The sequence below is a fragment of the Klebsiella sp. 1SOBk10mer genome, assembly GCF_046602535.1.
Lineage (GTDB): Bacteria > Pseudomonadota > Gammaproteobacteria > Enterobacterales > Enterobacteriaceae > Klebsiella > Klebsiella quasipneumoniae.
Genome location: NZ_JBKIUP010000006.1, coordinates 127,715 through 145,751, shown reverse-complemented (window position 1 = coordinate 145,751; position 18,037 = coordinate 127,715). Strand labels below are relative to the sequence as shown.

At 57.7% G+C, this 18,037-nt stretch carries 20 protein-coding genes; 15 read left to right on the top strand and 5 right to left on the bottom strand.

Annotated elements, in window-relative coordinates; translation table 11 throughout:
- Positions 1–45 precede the first annotated feature (45 nt).
- Together rlmG and ACLH1I_RS16980 are read right to left on the bottom strand one after the other, a co-directional pair.
- Complete coding sequence (gene rlmG, locus ACLH1I_RS16985) at positions 46–1,176, bottom strand: 23S rRNA (guanine(1835)-N(2))-methyltransferase RlmG (protein ID WP_004206108.1); 1,131 nt, start codon at positions 1,174–1,176, stop codon at positions 46–48.
- Between the two features lie 85 nt (positions 1,177–1,261).
- Entirely contained in the window at positions 1,262–1,969 is a 708-nt protein-coding gene (locus tag ACLH1I_RS16980) for a B3/4 domain-containing protein (RefSeq protein ID WP_049093394.1), read from the bottom strand.
- A 43-nt stretch (positions 1,970–2,012) separates the two neighbouring features.
- On the opposite strand from ACLH1I_RS16980, the gene ACLH1I_RS16975 reads away from it, so the two are divergent.
- The 5 genes from ACLH1I_RS16975 to sstT all read left to right on the top strand — a co-directional run bounded on the left by ACLH1I_RS16975 (position 2,013) and on the right by sstT (position 6,957).
- Entirely contained in the window at positions 2,013–2,615 is a 603-nt protein-coding gene (locus tag ACLH1I_RS16975; protein ID WP_117263777.1) for a helix-turn-helix domain-containing protein, read from the top strand.
- A gap of 19 nt (positions 2,616–2,634) precedes the next feature.
- Positions 2,635–3,135, top strand: a complete 501-nt coding sequence (locus tag ACLH1I_RS16970; protein WP_023319188.1) for a M48 family metallopeptidase — start codon at positions 2,635–2,637, stop codon at positions 3,133–3,135.
- 73 nt (positions 3,136–3,208) lie between these two features.
- Positions 3,209–4,198 carry a Gfo/Idh/MocA family protein gene (locus ACLH1I_RS16965; protein WP_198079831.1) on the top strand — a complete coding sequence of 330 codons (990 nt, stop codon included), beginning with the start codon at positions 3,209–3,211 and terminating at the stop codon, positions 4,196–4,198.
- Positions 4,199–4,470: 272 nt separating this feature from the next.
- Positions 4,471–5,442: a TerC family protein gene (locus ACLH1I_RS16960; RefSeq protein WP_004188496.1), complete on the top strand. Its 972-nt coding sequence runs from the start codon at positions 4,471–4,473 to the stop codon at positions 5,440–5,442.
- A gap of 267 nt (positions 5,443–5,709) precedes the next feature.
- Positions 5,710–6,957, top strand: a complete 1,248-nt coding sequence (gene sstT, locus ACLH1I_RS16955) for a serine/threonine transporter SstT (protein WP_411302861.1) — start codon at positions 5,710–5,712, stop codon at positions 6,955–6,957.
- A gap of 15 nt (positions 6,958–6,972) precedes the next feature.
- Here the strand turns inward: sstT and ACLH1I_RS16950 are convergent, their stop codons facing one another.
- The 3 genes from ACLH1I_RS16950 to uxaC form a co-directional block, all read right to left on the bottom strand.
- On the bottom strand, positions 6,973–7,527 hold the full coding sequence (locus ACLH1I_RS16950) for a YgjV family protein (RefSeq protein ID WP_004206116.1): 555 nt from the start codon (positions 7,525–7,527) through the stop codon (positions 6,973–6,975).
- Between the two features lie 129 nt (positions 7,528–7,656).
- Positions 7,657–9,144 carry a UxaA family hydrolase gene (locus tag ACLH1I_RS16945; RefSeq protein WP_017900666.1) on the bottom strand — a complete coding sequence of 496 codons (1,488 nt, stop codon included), beginning with the start codon at positions 9,142–9,144 and terminating at the stop codon, positions 7,657–7,659.
- A gap of 18 nt (positions 9,145–9,162) precedes the next feature.
- Positions 9,163–10,575, bottom strand: a complete 1,413-nt coding sequence (gene uxaC / locus ACLH1I_RS16940) for a glucuronate isomerase (protein WP_004206118.1) — start codon at positions 10,573–10,575, stop codon at positions 9,163–9,165.
- A 480-nt stretch (positions 10,576–11,055) separates the two neighbouring features.
- Here uxaC and ACLH1I_RS16935 point away from each other — a divergent pair, with 480 nt between their 5' ends.
- The 10 genes from ACLH1I_RS16935 (at position 11,056) to ACLH1I_RS16890 (ending at position 18,023) form a co-directional block, all read left to right on the top strand.
- Complete coding sequence (locus tag ACLH1I_RS16935) at positions 11,056–12,357, top strand: MFS transporter (RefSeq protein ID WP_004206119.1); 1,302 nt, start codon at positions 11,056–11,058, stop codon at positions 12,355–12,357.
- 130 nt (positions 12,358–12,487) lie between these two features.
- Complete coding sequence (gene exuR, locus ACLH1I_RS16930) at positions 12,488–13,264, top strand: transcriptional regulator ExuR (RefSeq protein ID WP_004206120.1); 777 nt, start codon at positions 12,488–12,490, stop codon at positions 13,262–13,264.
- Between the two features lie 341 nt (positions 13,265–13,605).
- Positions 13,606–14,268, top strand: a complete 663-nt coding sequence (gene yqjA / locus ACLH1I_RS16925) for a DedA family general envelope maintenance protein YqjA (RefSeq protein WP_004206121.1) — start codon at positions 13,606–13,608, stop codon at positions 14,266–14,268.
- A gap of 8 nt (positions 14,269–14,276) precedes the next feature.
- Complete coding sequence (gene mzrA / locus ACLH1I_RS16920; RefSeq protein ID WP_072096611.1) at positions 14,277–14,654, top strand: EnvZ/OmpR regulon moderator MzrA; 378 nt, start codon at positions 14,277–14,279, stop codon at positions 14,652–14,654.
- Between the two features lie 149 nt (positions 14,655–14,803).
- Positions 14,804–15,172: a DUF1090 domain-containing protein gene (locus tag ACLH1I_RS16915; protein ID WP_004206124.1), complete on the top strand. Its 369-nt coding sequence runs from the start codon at positions 14,804–14,806 to the stop codon at positions 15,170–15,172.
- A 45-nt stretch (positions 15,173–15,217) separates the two neighbouring features.
- On the top strand, positions 15,218–15,523 hold the full coding sequence (locus ACLH1I_RS16910; protein ID WP_002917916.1) for a YqjD family protein: 306 nt from the start codon (positions 15,218–15,220) through the stop codon (positions 15,521–15,523).
- A 2-nt stretch (positions 15,524–15,525) separates the two neighbouring features.
- On the top strand, positions 15,526–15,924 hold the full coding sequence (locus ACLH1I_RS16905) for a phage holin family protein (protein ID WP_023291093.1): 399 nt from the start codon (positions 15,526–15,528) through the stop codon (positions 15,922–15,924).
- Entirely contained in the window at positions 15,921–16,217 is a 297-nt protein-coding gene (locus tag ACLH1I_RS16900; protein WP_017900664.1) for a YqjK-like family protein, read from the top strand. Before ACLH1I_RS16905 ends, ACLH1I_RS16900 begins: the two co-directional genes overlap by 4 nt.
- A 350-nt stretch (positions 16,218–16,567) precedes the next feature.
- Positions 16,568–16,960: a DoxX family protein gene (locus ACLH1I_RS16895; RefSeq protein WP_002917920.1), complete on the top strand. Its 393-nt coding sequence runs from the start codon at positions 16,568–16,570 to the stop codon at positions 16,958–16,960.
- Between the two features lie 76 nt (positions 16,961–17,036).
- Positions 17,037–18,023, top strand: coding sequence for a glutathione S-transferase family protein (locus tag ACLH1I_RS16890; protein ID WP_004206129.1), 987 nt, complete (start codon positions 17,037–17,039; stop codon positions 18,021–18,023).
- Positions 18,024–18,037: the final 14 nt, after the last annotated feature.

Here is an 18,037-nt window from a genome sequence, read left to right as displayed (position 1 = left end):
CCCGGCTAAGGCGACAGCCGCAAGCCGGGTAAACTGCGACAAGCATCAGCGCTGCTTACGCACCTTGGTCGCTTTCAAAATGACGAACTTATTGTTCGTCGCAATCGTCGTGCAATTACCAAACGCGCGCTTCAGCTTACGGAAGTAATCGAGGTGGCGGTTGCCGACGACGTACAGCTCGCCGCCGTATTTCAGGCTGCGGCGGGCGTCGTTAAACATCTGCCAGGCAATATGGTCGGTAATGGCGTGCTGCTGATGGAACGGCGGATTGCACAGGATCGCCGTAAAGCGGTCCGGCTCAATGCCGGAGAGCGAGTTGTTGACCATAAATTCACAGCGGTCGATATCGTCCGGCAGGTTGTGCTCGACGTTCAACCGGCTGGAAGCCACCGCCATGTGCGACTCATCGGTGAACATGACCCGCGCGTTCGGGTTCTGCGCCAGCGCCTGCAGGCCAATCACCCCGTTGCCGCAGCCGAGATCGGCGATCTCGCCTTCTAAATTAGACGGTAAATGCTGCAGGAAGAAGCGCGCGCCGATATCCAGACCGCTGCGGGCAAAGACGTTGGCATGGTTGTGGATGGTCCACGGCGTGCCGTCCAGCTTCCAGCTGTAGGTTTGCGGCGCATCGGCCAGCTCAGGGGCGGTGAAAACGCAGTGGATCAGACGCGCTTTTTTCCATGCCAGCGAGGTGGTGGTGGTACCGAGAATTTTTTCAAACAGCGCCAGCGTCGAGTTATGGACATCGCGGGCTTTCGCCGCGGCGATAATACGGGTTTCCGGCGTCACCACTTGGCGCAGGGCGCGCAGCTGCTGTTCCAGCAGCGCCAGCTGCTTTGGCACCTTAATCAGCACCAGCGCCGGCGCGGCCGGCAGCGGGCTCAGGCTATCCTGAAAGCGCACGCTCTCTTCATCAATGCCGTTCATCCGCAGGTTGTGGCGGGCCGCCAGCTCGGAAATAAAGGAATCGTTGATGCTGACGGGGTTGCGCTCCGCCAGCGCGCAGGCGAGCGCGCCGAAGCCGTCGTTGAAGATGAGCGTCAGGCCGTCGACGTCATTCACCTGTTGCAGCAGATATTCATCCGCCGCTTCCCACGCCTGAAGCGCTTCTTCTTCAGCGTTAGGTGGGAACCGCTCTAATGTGAATAACTCACCGTTTAACTCTGCCTGGCTCATCGCCTCTCCGCCTCCGGAATAGTAAAACCCGCGAGTTTATACGCAAATCCTGTCCAGTTGAAGAGAGATCGCTGATCATCGCCGCTCAGCGTAGATCGCCCTCGCCATCGGCTTGCAGCAGCGTTATCGACGCGCGGGCACCGGGCATCAGCTGCTGCAGATAGCCTACCAGCCGCTCTCCCGCCTCTTGCAGGGCCGACAACGGCATCGCCGGCAGGCTTTCGAGAATAAACCACATCGTCTGCGCGCCGCTGTCCAGCCGGGTACGTACGCCCTGTCGCCAGTTCCAGCGTCGGCAGGTTACGCCTATATCATCCCGCCAGATGACTTCGCCCGGCTCCGGATATTCCACCACCGGCTCCGCCGATTTTAGCGTATCGAATGGCTCATCGCCGCGGGCAATGGCCAGCCGCGGTTCGCCACGGTAGGCGGCCAGATTTTCCCCACCGACCGGGACGGCATAGCGAATGCTGATCGCGTTGTAGATATCCACTACCGGATCGATGGCCGGCAGGCTCCCCTCTTTCAGCACCCGCTTGCGCAGCGCCTGCGCCGAACAGGGGGTACGTTTCGCCTTCGCGCCGAAGGCGCTGAAGGCTTCATCCCATGCCGCCAGGTGCGCTTGCGCCCAGGGCACATCATCCTGCTGCACCGCCTGGCAGGCCTCGGCCAGCGCCTGCTCCGCGATGGCGGGGTTGGCCACCGGCGCACTCTCCACCACAATACTTAATGCCCGAAAGCCCGGCGCCAGGCGGCTGACCGCAGATTCGATTGACGGCGTTACGCTACGCATTCGATAATCCTGTAATGACCAATTTGTTTCATCATAGTGACCAATGAACGTAAAAGTCAATATAACGACCGATTCAGGATCTGATGTCGACCAGGTAAGTCGCGCCGTCGCCACGCGGCTGAAGGCCTACCGTAAAGCGAAAAAAATGTCGCTGGACGAGCTATCGCGCCGAGCCAGCATCAGCAAAGGTATGCTGGTCGAGATGGAAAAAGAGGCCGCCAACCCCAGCATTGCGATCCTCTGCAAACTCGCCGCCGCGCTGGGCGTTTCGGTGGCGGATATTGTCAATGTGGCAAGCGAACCCGCGTTGCATATTATTCCCGCCGAGCAGATCCCCACCCTCTGGCAAGGCCCGCTGGGAGGCAGCGCCAGGCTTCTCGCCGGCACCGCCGGGCCGAAAATGATTGAGCTGTGGCGCTGGGAGATGCAGCCCGGCGAAGCCTTTACCTCGCCCGGCCACCCGGCGACGACCTTCGAGCTGCTGCACGTGGAAGCCGGCGCGCTGACGCTGACGCTTGGCGAGACCTGCCGCACGGTGGCGATCGGAGAATCCGCGGTGGCCCGCACCGAAATAGAGCACGGTTACCGCAATGAGGGTACTGCGCCGCTGGTCTTTACCATGACCGTGGCTGAACTGCCCTCCTGACAGACGTAATGATAAGACGATGACAAAACTCATTTATTTACAGGGCTATCCTGAATCGCTGCTGGCGCAGGTGACCACGTTAATCGAGCAAGACCGCCTCGGCGAGGTGCTGCAAAAGCGCTATCCGCAAGGGCACGACGTTAACAGCGATAAAGCGCTTTATCAGTACACCCAGGACTTGAAAAACCGCTTTCTGCGCGGCGCGGCGCCGATCAACAAAGTGATGTATGACAGTAAGATCCACGTGCTGAACAATGCGCTCGGCCTGCATACCGCCATTTCCCGCGTTCAGGGCGGCAAGCTGAAAGCCAAAGCGGAAATCCGCGTGGCGACGGTATTTCGCGACGCGCCGGAGGCCTTTCTGCGCATGATCGTGGTTCATGAGCTGGCGCATCTGAAAGAGAAGGATCACAACAAGGCTTTCTATCAGCTGTGCTGCCATATGGAGCCGCAATACCACCAGCTGGAGTTCGACACCCGCCTGTGGCTGACGCACCTTTCGTTGAAGCGTTCTGCGTAGTCACGCACTGGTTTTGTCATGGGGGCATGATAGAGTGGCGACAGGTTCCCTTTAATGGAGTTCGTCACCGTTTATGATACGTTTCGCAGTTGTTGGCACAAACTGGATCACTAAGCAGTTTGTCGATGCCGCCCATGAAACCGGCAAATATAAACTTACCGCCATCTACTCCCGCAGCCTCGAACAGGCGCAAGCCTTCGCCAATGACTATCCGGTCGAGCATCTGTTTACCTCGCTGGAGGCGCTGGCGCAAAGCGACGCCATTGATGCGGTGTATATCGCCAGCCCGAACTCCCTGCACTTCCCGCAGACGCGGCTGTTCCTGAGCCACAAGAAGCACGTCATTTGCGAAAAACCGCTGGCGTCGAATCTACAGGAGGTCGAGGCGGCCATCGCGGTGGCGAAAGCCAACCACGTGGTGCTGTTTGAAGCCTTCAAAACCGCCAGCCTGCCCAACTTTCTGCTGCTGAAGGAAACCCTCGGCAAAGTGGGTAAACTGCGTAAAGCCTTCATTAACTACTGCCAGTACTCTTCGCGCTACCAGCGCTACCTCGACGGCGAAAACCCCAACACCTTTAATCCGGCGTTCTCCAACGGTTCGATTATGGATATCGGCTTCTATTGCCTGGCGTCCGCTGTGGCGCTGTGGGGCGAACCGCGGGCCGTTCATGCCACCGCCTGCCTGCTGGACAGCGGCGTGGACGCCCAGGGCACCGTGGTGCTGAGCTATGACGACTTCGACGTGACGCTGCATCACTCCAAGGTGAGCGACTCGGCGATCCCCAGCGAAATTCAGGGGGAAGAAGGGGTACTGGTGATCGAAAAAATCTCCGAGTGCCAGAAGCTGGCGTTTGTGCCGCGCGGCGGCAAAGCCCAGGACCTGACGCAGCCGCAGCATATCAATACTATGCTGTATGAGGCGGAGACCTTCGCGCGGCTGGTGGAAACAGAGGATGTCGACCATCCGGGCCTGGCTGTGAGCCGTATCACGGCGAAACTGTCGAGCGAAATTCGTCGCCAGACCGGGGTGATCTTCCCGGCCGATACGCAGCCGCTGGCGTAAAAGAGTGTAAAGGCCCGTCTGGCCGCCATTGACGAAAACCGCCTCGTGACATATTTTGTTACGAGCAAAGGGGAGTAACTTCCTTGCCGGCCGATCGTCATTACGATGCGTGTAATACCGCATCCGGTCGCCGGGCAATCACCAAAGCCCATCGCGATGAACTTTGGTTGTTGTAAGTGAGACCTTGCCGGAAGGCGAGGTCTATGCATAAAAGCGCAGCGGCTGCCGTCTTCCGACGTCAGCCGTTTTTGTTTTTATGTAAGGAATATCAAATGAATACTGTCGGCACGCCGTTGCTATGGGGTGGATTCGCTGTCGTCGTCGCGATCATGTTGGCGATCGACCTGCTGCTTCAGGGACGACGCGGTTCGCATAGCATGACCATGAAGCAGGCCGCTGGCTGGTCTATCCTCTGGGTCACACTTTCTCTGTTGTTCAACGCCGCGTTCTGGTGGTATCTGGTGCAAACCCAGGGCCGCGCCGTCGCCGATCCGCAGGCCCTGGCCTTCCTCACCGGTTATCTGATTGAAAAAGCGCTGGCGGTCGATAACGTCTTCGTCTGGCTGATGCTGTTCAGCTACTTCGCCGTGCCGCCTGCTCTGCAGCGCCGGGTGCTGGTGTATGGCGTCCTCGGGGCGATTGTTCTGCGCACCATTATGATCTTCGCCGGCAGCTGGCTTATCTCCCAGTTCGACTGGCTGTTGTACGTCTTCGGCGCCTTCCTGCTGTTTACCGGCGTGAAGATGGCGCTGGCGAAAGAGGATGATTCCGGCATCGGCGACAAACCGCTGGTGCGCTGGATCCGCAGCCATCTGCGAATGACCGATAAAATCGAGAGCGAGCGCTTCTTCACCCGTAAAAACGGGGTGCTGTTCGCCACGCCGCTGCTGCTGGTGTTGATTCTGGTCGAGCTGAGCGATGTGATATTCGCCGTCGACAGTATCCCGGCGATCTTCGCGGTCACCACCGACCCGTTTATCGTGCTGACCTCGAACCTGTTTGCCATTCTCGGCCTGCGCGCCATGTACTTCCTGCTGGCGGGGGTCGCTGAGCGCTTCTCGATGCTCAAATATGGCCTGTCGGTGATCCTGGTGTTTATTGGCGTGAAGATGCTGATCGTCGACTTCTACCATATTCCGGTCGCCATCTCGCTGGGGGTCGTGGGCGGCATCCTGACCGTCACGCTGTTGATTAACGCCTGGGTCAACAAGCAGCACGACAAGCAGCGCAAACTGCCTGAATAACCTGCCTGGCGCGCCGTCGGCTCCCGCTGGCGGCGCGGTAATCGGCTATAGCAGACCTTCTCATAACGAGAATGCCTGCTCATGTCACAATTATGTTACTGCGTGGTTAAAAAATAAGATCCAGATTAAAATCACAGTATTTTACGCTTCCCGCCAGGCTTTCTTTCCGTATACTCGGCTATGCAAACATCTATTTACATCCTGACATAAACGTAACAAATAATACGTGGCTGGGATGGCTTGCTACATCACTGGAAGGAATGAATTATGACAACACGCACTCCCCCATCAGGGTGGCTCTCCCGCCTGGCGCAAGGCAGCCTGGTGAAACAAATTTTAATCGGCCTGGTGCTTGGCGTGCTGCTGGCGCTGGTCTCTAAGCCAGCGGCTATCGCCGTCGGCCTGCTGGGGACCCTGTTCGTCGGCGCGTTAAAGGCGGTAGCGCCGGTGCTGGTATTGATGCTCGTCATGGCCTCGATCGCCAACCATCAGCACGGACAAAAAACCAGTATTCGCCCTATTCTGTTTCTCTATCTGCTGGGCACCTTTAGCGCGGCGCTGACTGCGGTGTTGTTCAGTTTTCTCTTTCCGTCGACTCTGCACTTAACCACCGCCGCCGACAGCATCACGCCGCCGTCGGGGATTGTTGAGGTGCTGCGTAGTCTGCTGATGAGCATGGTGTCCAACCCGGTCGACGCCCTGCTGAACGCCAACTATATCGGTATTCTGGTGTGGGCGGTGGGGCTTGGCTTCGCCCTGCGCCATGGTAACGACACCACGAAAAACCTGATCAACGATATCTCCCACGCGGTGACCTTTATCGTTAAAGTGGTGATCCGCTTTGCGCCGCTGGGGATCTTCGGCCTGGTCTCTTCCACCCTGGCGACCACCGGTTTTGAAACGCTGTGGGGCTACGCCCGGCTGCTGCTGGTACTGGTGGGCTGTATGCTGCTGGTGGCGCTGGTGATTAACCCGCTGCTGGTGTTCTGGAAGATTCGCCGTAACCCCTATCCGCTGGTGCTGACTTGCCTGCGCGAAAGCGGCGTCTACGCGTTTTTCACCCGCAGCTCCGCCGCCAATATTCCGGTGAATATGGCGCTATGCGAGAAGCTGAACCTGGATCGCGATACCTATTCGGTCTCCATTCCGCTGGGGGCGACCATCAATATGGCGGGCGCGGCAATCACGATTACCGTGCTGACGCTGGCGGCGGTCCATACGCTGAACATTCCGGTGGATCTGCCGACGGCGCTGTTGCTGAGCGTGGTCGCTTCGCTGTGCGCCTGCGGCGCCTCCGGCGTGGCGGGCGGTTCGCTGCTGCTGATCCCGCTGGCCTGTAATATGTTTGGTATTCCGAACGATGTGGCGATGCAGGTGGTTGCCGTCGGCTTTATCATCGGCGTGCTGCAGGATTCCTGCGAAACCGCGCTGAACTCCTCCACCGACGCCCTGTTTACCGCCGCCGCCTGCATGGCGGAAGACGACCAGCTGGCGAAAAACGCCCTGCGCAGTTAATGCCTTTCCCCTCCGCTACCGCGCGGAGGGGCTCTCTTCCTGCACCGCGTTTTCAACCCTGAACGGATCGATACCCCGCTTTTGCATCCGGCGGAAGCGAATGATATTCAGGCCGTTGACGATCAGGAAGCTGCCTTCAATCAGCGTCCCGCCAATCGAACCCAGCCACAGGTTATGCGTCACCCAGCAGGCGGTGGAGCACCACATCACGCAGCGGACGGTCAGCCCTTTACAGCGAAACAGCGCCCAGGTGCTGGCGACAGTGCCAATAATCGGCAGCAGCTCCATAGCATGCTGCAGCTTGCCAAGGCCGAGGATCAACGTCAGCAGGATAAAGACTGTCATCACCCACAGGCTGCGGGTGCGCAGGGAAATGACCGTGCGGAGCGCATTAAGCCCGGCGCTCATCCCGGCAGGCGCGGCGCCCATCAGGAAAAAATGGACGCCGATAACGGCGCTATAGACCGCCAGCTGAAGCCTGAAGCGACGTTCGTCGCGGTTGATAAAGGTGGTAATGCCGATAAGAAAGGCGATAACGCCGACGCCCTGAGCCAGCCAATACGCGGTCATGAAAGCTCCCTGAGAGAAAAAACAAACGGCGCTTCACAGGCTGAAACGCCGCTGCTGCTTACCCGATGACGCTGCGCTATCAGGCCAATGCGCGATCAACGCCGCCCGGGCGCCAATATGAATGCGCCTTTACAGGGTAACACCGCTTTTAAAGATGGCCAGCTCGCGGAAGTCATTCTGCTCATTACAGGTCGGTTTGCCGTTGGCGAAAGCCACAATGGTATCCACGAACTCCTCCAGCAGCTGTGGCATCGCTTTGCCGTGGATCAGCTGTCCGGCATCGAAGTCGATCCAGTGCTTTTTCTTTGCCGCCAGCTCGCTGTTGGTGGCGATCTTCACCGTCGGCACAAAGCCGCCGTACGGCGTGCCGCGGCCGGTGCTGAACAGCACCATATGGCAGCCGGCGCCGGCCAGCGCGCTGGTGGCGACGGCATCATTGCCTGGCGCGCTCAGCAAGTTCAGACCATGAACCTTCAGACGTTCGCCGTAGCGCAGGACATCCACGACCTGGCTGGAGCCCGCTTTCTGGGTACAGCCCAGCGACTTATCCTCGAGGGTGGTGATCCCCCCGGCCTTGTTGCCCGGCGAGGGGTTTTCGTAAATAGGCTGGTCGTGCGCGATAAAGTACTGCTTAAAGTCATTGACCATAGTCACCAGCTTGTCGAAGGTCGCTTCGTCGCGGCAGTGGCTCATCAGCAGCTGTTCAGCGCCGAACATCTCCGGCACTTCGGTCAGCACGGTGGTGCCGCCGTTGGCGATCACGTAGTCTGAGAAGCGCCCCAGCATCGGGTTGGCGGTAATGCCGGACAGGCCGTCAGACCCGCCGCACTCGAGGCCAAACTTCAGCTCGCTCAGCTTACCCGGCTGACGTTTATCCTGACGCATCACGTCATACAGCTGGTGGAGATGCGCCACTCCCGCCTCCACTTCATCGTCCTGATGCTGACAAACCATAAAGTGCACGCGCTGCGGATCATACTCGCCCAGCGTTTCGCGAAAGGCCTCCACCTGGTTGTTTTCACAGCCAAGGCCCACCACCAGCACCGCCCCGGCGTTCGGATGGCGAACCATATTCTGCAGCATGGTGCGGGTATTGAGGTGATCGTCCCCGAGCTGCGAGCAGCCATAGGTATGGCTGAAGAGATGCACCCCATCGATGTCCTCCGCGCCGTTTGCCTCTTTCAGAAAACGGTTCTGCATCTGGCGGGCCATGGCGTTGACGCAGCCGACGGTCGGTAGGATCCACAGCTCATTGCGCACGCCGACGTCGCCATTGGCGCGACGATAAATCTGCACTTCGCGATCCGCTGGCTGCGGCGGTTGGGCAACCTGCTCCGGTTGATAGCGATACGCGTCAAGGTCGCTGAGATTGGTGCGCGTATTGTGCGCATGGACATGCTCGCCCGGCGCGATATCCGCCAGCGCATGGCCAATCGGCAGCCCATACTTAACGACGTTTTCCCCTTTCGCGATAGCGCGCAGTGCAAACTTGTGTCCGCGAACGATATCCTGACCGAGGGTGACCGGGTCATTGTCGATCGTCACCACGCTACCGGCCGTCATATCCGCCAGCGCGACCGCGACGTTATCCTGCGAATGGATTTTGATGTATTGCATATCAACCGACCTCTGGTCTTAGTTCAGTTCAATGGCGAAATAGTCACGCGCATTGTTAAAGCAAATGTTTTTCACCATCTCGCCCAGCAGCGCGATATCCGCAGGCGCTTCGCCGGCGGTCACCCAACGGCCGATCATCTGGCACAGAATGCGGCGGAAGTATTCGTGGCGCGTGTAGGAGAGGAAGCTGCGGCTGTCGGTCAGCATCCCGACAAAGCGGCTCAGCAGGCCGAGCTGCGCCAGCTGGGTCATCTGCCGCTCCATGCCGTCTTTCTGATCGTTGAACCACCAGCCGGAGCCGAACTGCATCTTGCCCGGCATCCCTTCGCCCTGGAAGTTACCGATCATGGTGCCCAGCACTTCGTTATCGCGTGGGTTCAGGCAGTAGAGAATGGTTTTCGGCAGCAGGTTCTCTTCGTTCTGCTTGCTCAGCAGCTTAGACAGCTCTTCAGCCATCGGGCGATCGTTGATCGAGTCGAAGCCCACGTCCGGGCCTAACAATTTGAACTGACGCAGGTTGTTATTGCGCAGCGCGCCGATGTGGTACTGCTGCACCCAGCCGCGACGAGCATACTCTGCGCCGAGGAACACCAGCACCGCGGTTTTGAACTGCGCCACTTCGCGTTCGCTAAGGGTTTCACCAGCCAGGCGACGCGCCAGAATGGCGTCCAGCTCGGCGTCGGTCGCTTCCGCAAACAGCACTACGTCCAGGGCGTGGTCGGAGACTTTGCAACCGTGAGCGGCAAAATGGTCCAGACGTTTGGTCAGCGCGCTTTGCAGGTCCGCAAAACGGCGAATATCGGTGTCGGACACTTCACCCAGCTTAGCCATATAGTCATTGAAGGTCGCCTGCTCGATGTTGAACGCTTTATCCGGGCGCCAGCTCGGCAACACCTTGATATCAAATGAAGTGTCTTTGGCGACAACCGCATGGTGTTCCAGGGAATCAATCGGATCGTCGGTGGTGCCGACCATCTTCACGTTCATTTGCTTCATGATCCCGCGGGCAGAGAAGGCGTCCTGCGCCAGTAACGCATTGCACTGTTCCCAGATCTCATCGGCGGTGGAAGGTGACAGCAGCTTACCTGTAATACCAAATGGGCGACGCAGCTCTAAATGGGTCCAGTGGTATAACGGGTTGCCAATTGTGTGAGGCACGGTGGCTGCCCAGGCGTCAAATTTCTCGCGATCGGAGGCATCCCCGGTACACAGACGCTCCGGCACGCCGTTAGTGCGCATCGCGCGCCATTTGTAGTGATCGCCTTTCAGCCAGATGTCATACAGATTTTTGAAACGATAATTTTCGGCAACCTGCTGCGGCGGAAGGTGGCAATGGTAGTCGAAAATAGGCTGATCTTTCGCGTAATCGTGGTACAGGCGGCGGGCAAATTCGCTATCGAGTAGAAAATCTTCGGTCATAAACGGTGTCATTCGTATGTCCTCTTCGCTCCGGAACAGGAGCCTTTCAGATGATTGACTACAATGCTGACAAAGTTATCACACCAATTTCCACAGACCGAACTGTTTTTCGTGAGTTAGATCAATAAACGCTGATAAAAAAAACCGCCTGTCCACGGCAAACGTCTCGCCAGGGCGCGCCGTATCTGGCTTTCCTCGCCAGTCATAAAGACCACACTAACTTTCCCACTTTTGTGACAGCACTCAACTTTTAAAGTTGTATGACAAGTTATCTTTCTGCCGTCGCAACATATAAACCGACGGAATGCTTTACCGGTGTTGATGGCATCGGCTTATACGGAATGGATACCGACTTTTTACATAACAACTGATGGTAAGGTTCGGGCCAGAGGGGACCGCCCTCCTGAACCCTCCGTTTCGCTTTCCCGACCGCGTATCGCCGTCAGGAGAGGCCGCACCTGGTGCGGAGAAATTACAGACGATGAGGTTTACATGCGTAAAATTAAAGGGTTACGTTGGTACATGATCGCACTGGTGACGCTGGGCACCGTGCTGGGCTACCTGACCCGTAACACCGTGGCGGCGGCCGCGCCGACGCTGATGGAAGAGTTACACATTTCGACCCAACAGTACTCCTATATCATTGCAGCCTATTCCGCTGCCTATACCGTCATGCAGCCTGTCGCAGGCTATGTCCTTGATATTCTGGGGACTAAAGTCGGCTATGCCTTCTTCGCTATCGCCTGGGCGATATTCTGTGGCTCGACCGCCCTCGCCGGCAGCTGGGGTGGCCTGGCGCTGGCCCGCGGCGCGGTGGGCGCGGCGGAAGCAGCGATGATCCCCGCCGGGCTGAAAGCCAGCTCCGAATGGTTCCCGGCGAAAGAGCGCTCTATCGCGGTGGGCTACTTCAACGTGGGTTCCTCTATCGGCGCCATGATCGCGCCGCCGCTGGTGGTGTGGGCGATTGTCATGCACAGCTGGCAGATGGCGTTCATTATCTCCGGGGTGCTGAGCTTCGCCTGGGCCATCGCCTGGCTGATCTTCTACAAACACCCGCGCGATCAGAAGAAATTATCTGACGAAGAACGCGACTACATCATTGGCGGCCAGGAGTCTCAACACCAGACCAATAACGCGAAGAAAATGTCGCCGTGGCAGATCCTGCGCAACCGTCAGTTCTGGGGTATCGCCCTGCCGCGTTTTCTCGCCGAGCCGGCCTGGGGTACCTTTAACGCCTGGATCCCGCTGTTCATGTTTAAGGTTTACGGCTTTAACCTGAAAGAGATCGCCATGTTCGCCTGGATGCCGATGCTGTTCGCCGACCTCGGCTGCATCGTCGGTGGATACCTGCCGCCGCTGTTCCAGCGCTGGTTCGGCGTCAATCTGATCGTGTCGCGTAAAATGGTGGTCACCATGGGCGCCCTGCTGATGATTGGCCCGGGGATGATCGGCCTGTTCACCAGCCCGTACGTGGCGATTGCCCTGCTGTGCATCGGCGGGTTCGCTCACCAGGCGCTGTCCGGGGCGTTGATTACCCTCTCTTCCGACGTCTTTGGCCGTAACGAAGTCGCTACCGCCAACGGTCTGACCGGGATGGCCGCCTGGCTGGCGAGCACCATGTTCGCCCTGGTCGTCGGCGCGCTGGCAGACACCATCGGCTTCAGCCCGCTGTTTGCCGTACTGGCGGTCTTTGACCTGCTGGGCGCGCTGGTCATCTGGACGGTGCTGAAAAACAAACCGGCTGACGATGACACGCCGCCGCTTAGCAGCCGCAAACCGGCCACCCAGAGTTAGAGACGCTGATGATGAGGTGATCGCCTGCCAAGCCGCCTTCTCAGGCGGCTTTTTCATCCCTGCCAGTGGTGGAAATCGCGTAAAAGTGGTATAACAAATCGAATATTGTCGCCATCTTGCGGGAGCGAATATGGAAATCATTGAACCACGCCGTCTTTATCAGCAGCTTGCCGCTGAGCTGAAGACGCGCATCGAACAAGGTGTCTACCTTGTAGGGGATAAGCTGCCCGCCGAGCGCTTTATCGCCGATGAAAAAAACGTTAGCCGCACCGTGGTTCGTGAAGCCATTATCATGCTGGAAGTGGAAGGGTATGTCGAAGTCCGCAAAGGGTCGGGCATTCACGTCATCTCTAACCATCCGAAATACCAGCAAGTGGCCGATGAAAGCCTTGAGTTCGCCAACTATGGCCCCTTTGAGCTGCTGCAGGCGCGGCAGCTTATTGAAAGCAATATCGCCGAATTCGCGGCCACTCAGGTGACCAAGCAGGACATCATGAAGCTGATGGAGATTCAGGAGAAAGCGCGCAACGAGAAGTGTTTCCGCGACTCCGAGTGGGATCTGCAGTTTCACGTCCAGGTGGCGCTGGCCACGCAGAATAGCGCCCTGGCGGCGATCGTGGAAAAAATGTGGACCCAGCGCGTGCATAACCCGTACTGGAAAAAGCTGCATGAGCATATTGACCTGCGCACCGTCGATAACTGGTGCGACGACCACGATCAGATCCTGAAGGCTCTGCTGCGAAAAGATCCGAACGCCGCCAAACTGGCGATGTGGCAGCATCTGGAAAATACCAAGCAAATGCTGTTTAACGAAACCAGCGACGACTTTGAATTTAATGCCGATCGCTACTTATTTGCCGAAAACCCGGTGGTTCATCTCGATACGGCGGCCAACGGCGCGAAATAAGCCTTTATCCCCCCGGCGCGCGGCCCCTGCGCGCCTGTTCCCCAGGCAGGCTGAGGTAAGCAAAACATATATAGTGTCAGCCTGTGTAAATCCTCTCGCCTCACATCGCCGCAATCAGCAAAATCAACGAGCAACACCTTGCAATTTCTCTGACGGAAAGTCAGGCGATTTGTTACAATTAGATGCATTTTGCCGTTCTGGGAGTAGGTATTGACTTACTTCAGTTTTATACAGGGAAGCGTTCAGAGCGCCGAAGCAGCGACCATAATCTCATAAAAATCTTGTCGCCCTACATGCCACGCGCTCAGACGTGCCGTTAACCGATGTACCAGGAATCGTGAATGGAACTATTAACCCAGTTATTGAATGCCTTGTGGGCTCAGGATTACGAAACGCTCGCGAATCCCTCCATGATTGGCATGCTGTATTTTGTCTTGTTTATGATTTTGTTCCTTGAGAACGGGTTACTGCCTGCCGCGTTTTTGCCGGGGGACAGCCTGCTTGTGCTCGTGGGCGTGCTGATCGCCAAAGGGGCGATGGGCTTTCCGGAAACGTTGCTGCTGCTCACCGCCGCCGCCAGCCTCGGCTGCTGGCTGAGCTATATCCAGGGGCGCTGGCTAGGCAACACACGGATCGTGCAAAACTGGCTGTCGCATCTGCCCTCTCACTATCATCAGCGCGCGCATCACCTGTTTCATAAGCATGGCCTCTCCGCGCTGCTGATCGGCCGCTTCATCGCCTTCGTGCGCACGCTGCTGCCGACCATCGCCGGGCTTTCCGGTCTCAATAACGCCCGCTTTCAGTTCTTTAACTGGATGAGCGGCCTGCTGTGGGTGCTCATCCTGACCTCGCTGGGCTATCTGCTGGGCAAAACCCCGGTATTCCTTAAGTATGAAGATCAGCTGATGTCCTGCCTGATGCTCCTGCCGGTTGCGCTGTTGGTCTTCGGACTGATCGGCTCGCTGGTGGTGCTGTGGAAGAAAAAATACAGAAGCCGGGGCTGATGATGGTCATAAAACGCCCTTCCCTGCGCCAGCTCAGCTGGCTGCTGGGTGGCTCTCTTTTGCTCTGCGCGCTGTTCTGGCTCTGGCTGGCGGTGCAGCAGCAGGAGGCCACGCTGGCGATCCGTCCGGTTGGCCAGGGCGTCAGTATGCCGGATGGTTTCTCCGTCTGGCATCACCTCGACGCTAACGGTATCCGCTTCAAGAGCATTACGCCGCAAAAGGATGGCCTGCTGATTAAGTTTGATTCCACCGCCCAGGGCGCGGCGGCGAAAGAGGTTCTCGGTCGCGCTCTGCCACATGGTTATATTATCGCCTTGCTGGAGGACGATAACTCGCCCACCGCCTGGTTATCCCGCCTGCGCGACGCGCCGCATCGGCTCGGGTAAACGGCCGTCAGACTGCGTTTTCAACGCAGTCTGGTGGTTTCCCGCATTTGTTACTATGCTTAAACCTGCGTGAATCAACGCATTCACGTTTACCAACGGGAACGGGTTTATCCTCCGGGTATACCCTAAGACAATGGAAGGTACTATCCATGAAACACCGCATCGCTCTGCTTCTGGCCCTGTCTTCACTTAGCGCCAGCGCCATAGCCGCCTCTCCCTGCCAGGAAAAAGAGCAGGATATTCAACGAGAGATCAGCTATGCCGAAAAGCATCACAATCAAAGTCGCATTGATGGGCTAAATACCGCGCTACGTCAGGTACGGGAGAACTGCAGCGACAGTAAACTCAAAGCCGATCATCAGCAAAAAATTGCCAAACAGCGGGAAGAGATCGCTGAACGTCAGCGCGATCTGCAGGAAGCCCGGAAGAAAGGCGATGCGGACAAAATCAACAAACGCCAGCATAAACTCAATGAAGCGCAACAGGAGTTGAAAACGCTGGAGTCTCGGGATTACTAATCACCATTAACTTTCGCAATACGGACCACGCTACAGGAGAACGACATGGCTAAAGAGAATGTGACTGACGACCTTCGTGCAGAACTGAAAACGCTGGCGGACACCCTGGAGGAAGTACTGAATTCCTCGGCGGACAAGTCGAAAGAAGAGATGGGTAAACTGCGCAGTAAAGCGGAGAGCGCGCTGAAAGAGAGCCGCGCCCGCCTGGGTGAGACCAGCGAAGCGATTTTGCGTCAAACTCGTGAGACCGCCGCGCGAGCGGATGATTATGTTCGCGAAAATCCGTGGACTGGGGTCGGGATTGGCGCCGCCGTCGGGCTGGTGCTGGGTGTCCTGCTGTCGCGTCGCTGATTATGGCGAATACACAACACACGCAGGGGCCGGGTCAGCGCGTCTTCTCCATTGGCCAGCGTATCGTTACGCTGCTGGTCGAAATGGTGGAAACACGGCTGCGCCTGGTCGTCGTGGAGCTGGAGGAGGAGAAAGCCAACCTCTTCCAGTTGCTGATCATGACCGGACTGACGCTGCTGTTTGCCGCGTTTGGCCTCATGAGTCTGCTGGTGCTGGTTATCTGGGCCGTTGACGCTCAGTACCGCCTGCACGTCATGATCGCCACCACCGTCGTGCTGCTACTCGCCGCCGCGATTGTCGGAATCCTTACCTTACGTAAGGCGCGACGCTCCACGCTGCTGCGCCTCACGCGAAGAGAGCTGGAGAACGACCGTGCCCTTCTGGAGGAAGATAAACCATGAATGGCCGACAGGAGCGTGAACGGCAAAAGGCGCAACTGCTGCGCCAGATCCAGCAGCAACGGCTGGAGCTGAGCGCCTGTCGCCGCCACTGGCTGGATGCGACTGCGCCCTTAGACCGAGGCTGGCATACGCTGCTCAGTTTACGTTCGTGGCTGATGGTAGGCAGCGGTCTGATGGCCGTGTGGTCCGTACGGCACCCGCATTTTTTAATGCGCTGGACCAAACGCGGACTGGGTTTATGGAGTACCTGGCGGCTGGTCCGCGGGATCCTGCGCCAGTCGACAGTCCGCTAGCCGCCCGGAGCGCGGGCGCTTTTCCCGGCGCCCCGCTCTGCCACTTCCCCGCCCGATACGCAACGCCGTTCGTAACAGCTTGCCTCCTGGCCGCCATCCGCGGTCAGCCAGTCCTCTTACCCGCCTGGCCAGGCCTATACCAGGAGCGGTAGTGATCTATCGCGTTCAGGAATCTTTCGCCCCCCTCTTGCCGATTACTCAGAAACTTTGAACTAGATCTACAGTTTTCCTTGCTAACAATTCCCTCTCCGCCTCGCTACTATCCTCTCCATCGACAGCAACACCGTGTAACTACGCGGGATTGCGCTAAAAAACAAAACCGCCGCCCTTTGGGTTTTCTGGAGTAAGAAATGAAAAAATTAGAAGATGTTGGTGTACTGGTAGCGCGCATTCTGATGCCGATTCTGTTTATCACTGCAGGATGGGGCAAAATCACCGGTTATGCGGGAACCCAGCAGTATATGGAAGCCATGGGCGTACCGGGTGCGCTGCTGCCGCTGACCATCCTCCTTGAATTCGGCGGCGGACTGGCGATTCTGTTCGGTTTCCTGACCCGGACCACCGCGCTGTTCACCGCAGGTTTTACCCTGTTGACCGCGTTCCTGTTCCACAGCAACTTTGCGGAAGGCGTGAACTCCCTGATGTTCATGAAAAACCTGACCATCGCTGGCGGTTACCTGCTGCTGGCCATTACCGGACCGGGCGCATTCAGCATCGACCGTGTACTGAATAAGAAATGGTAAGCGCACTATACTGAATGAAAAAAGCGAGGAGACCACTCCTCGCTTTTGCTATCTGAAGTCAGAAGGAGGAACAAAGATGGGACAATTAGTCGACGGCGTCTGGCAGGATACCTGGTATGACACAAAATCCACCGGTGGGCGTTTTAAGCGTTCCGTTTCCGCCTTCCGTAACTGGCTCACCGCCGATGGCGCGGCCGGCCCGAGTGGCGAAGGGGGATTTGCGGCGGAAAAAGATCGCTATCATCTGTACGTCTCTCTCGCCTGCCCGTGGGCGCATCGCACGTTAATTATGCGTAAGCTGAAAGGACTGGAGCCCTTTCTTCCTGTCTCCGTGGTCCATCCGCTGATGCTGGAAAACGGCTGGACCTTTGACGACAGCTTCCCGGAAGCCACCGGTGACACCCTTTATCAGCACGATTTTCTCTATCAGCTGTATCTGCACGCCGACCCGCACTACACCGGCCGCGTCACCGTCCCGGTACTCTGGGATAAAAAACAGCAGACCATCGTCAGCAATGAGTCGGCAGAAATCATCCGTATGTTTAATACCGCCTTCGATGGCCTGGGCGCCAGAGCCGGGGATTACTACCCGCCGGCGCTGCGGGAACAAATTGATGAGCTGAACGGCTGGATCTACGACAACGTCAATAACGGCGTGTATAAAGCCGGCTTTGCCACCAGTCAGCAGGCTTACGACGAAGCGGTGGATGCGGTGTTTACCTCACTGGAGCGGCTGGAGCAGATCCTCGGTCAGCATCGTTACCTGACGGGCAATCAGCTGACGGAAGCGGATATTCGCCTGTGGACGACGCTGGTACGCTTCGACCCGGTGTATGTGACCCATTTTAAATGCGACAAACGACGCATCAGCGATTATCTCAATCTCTACGGTTTTCTGCGCGACATCTACCAGATGCCGGGTATCGCGGAGACGGTGAGTCTTCCGCATATTCGTCACCACTATTACCGCAGCCATAAAACCATTAACCCTACCGGCATCATCTCCATTGGGCCGCAGCAGGATCTCAGCGAACCGCACGGTCGCGACCAGCGCTTCCGTTGATCCGTCGGGCGCCA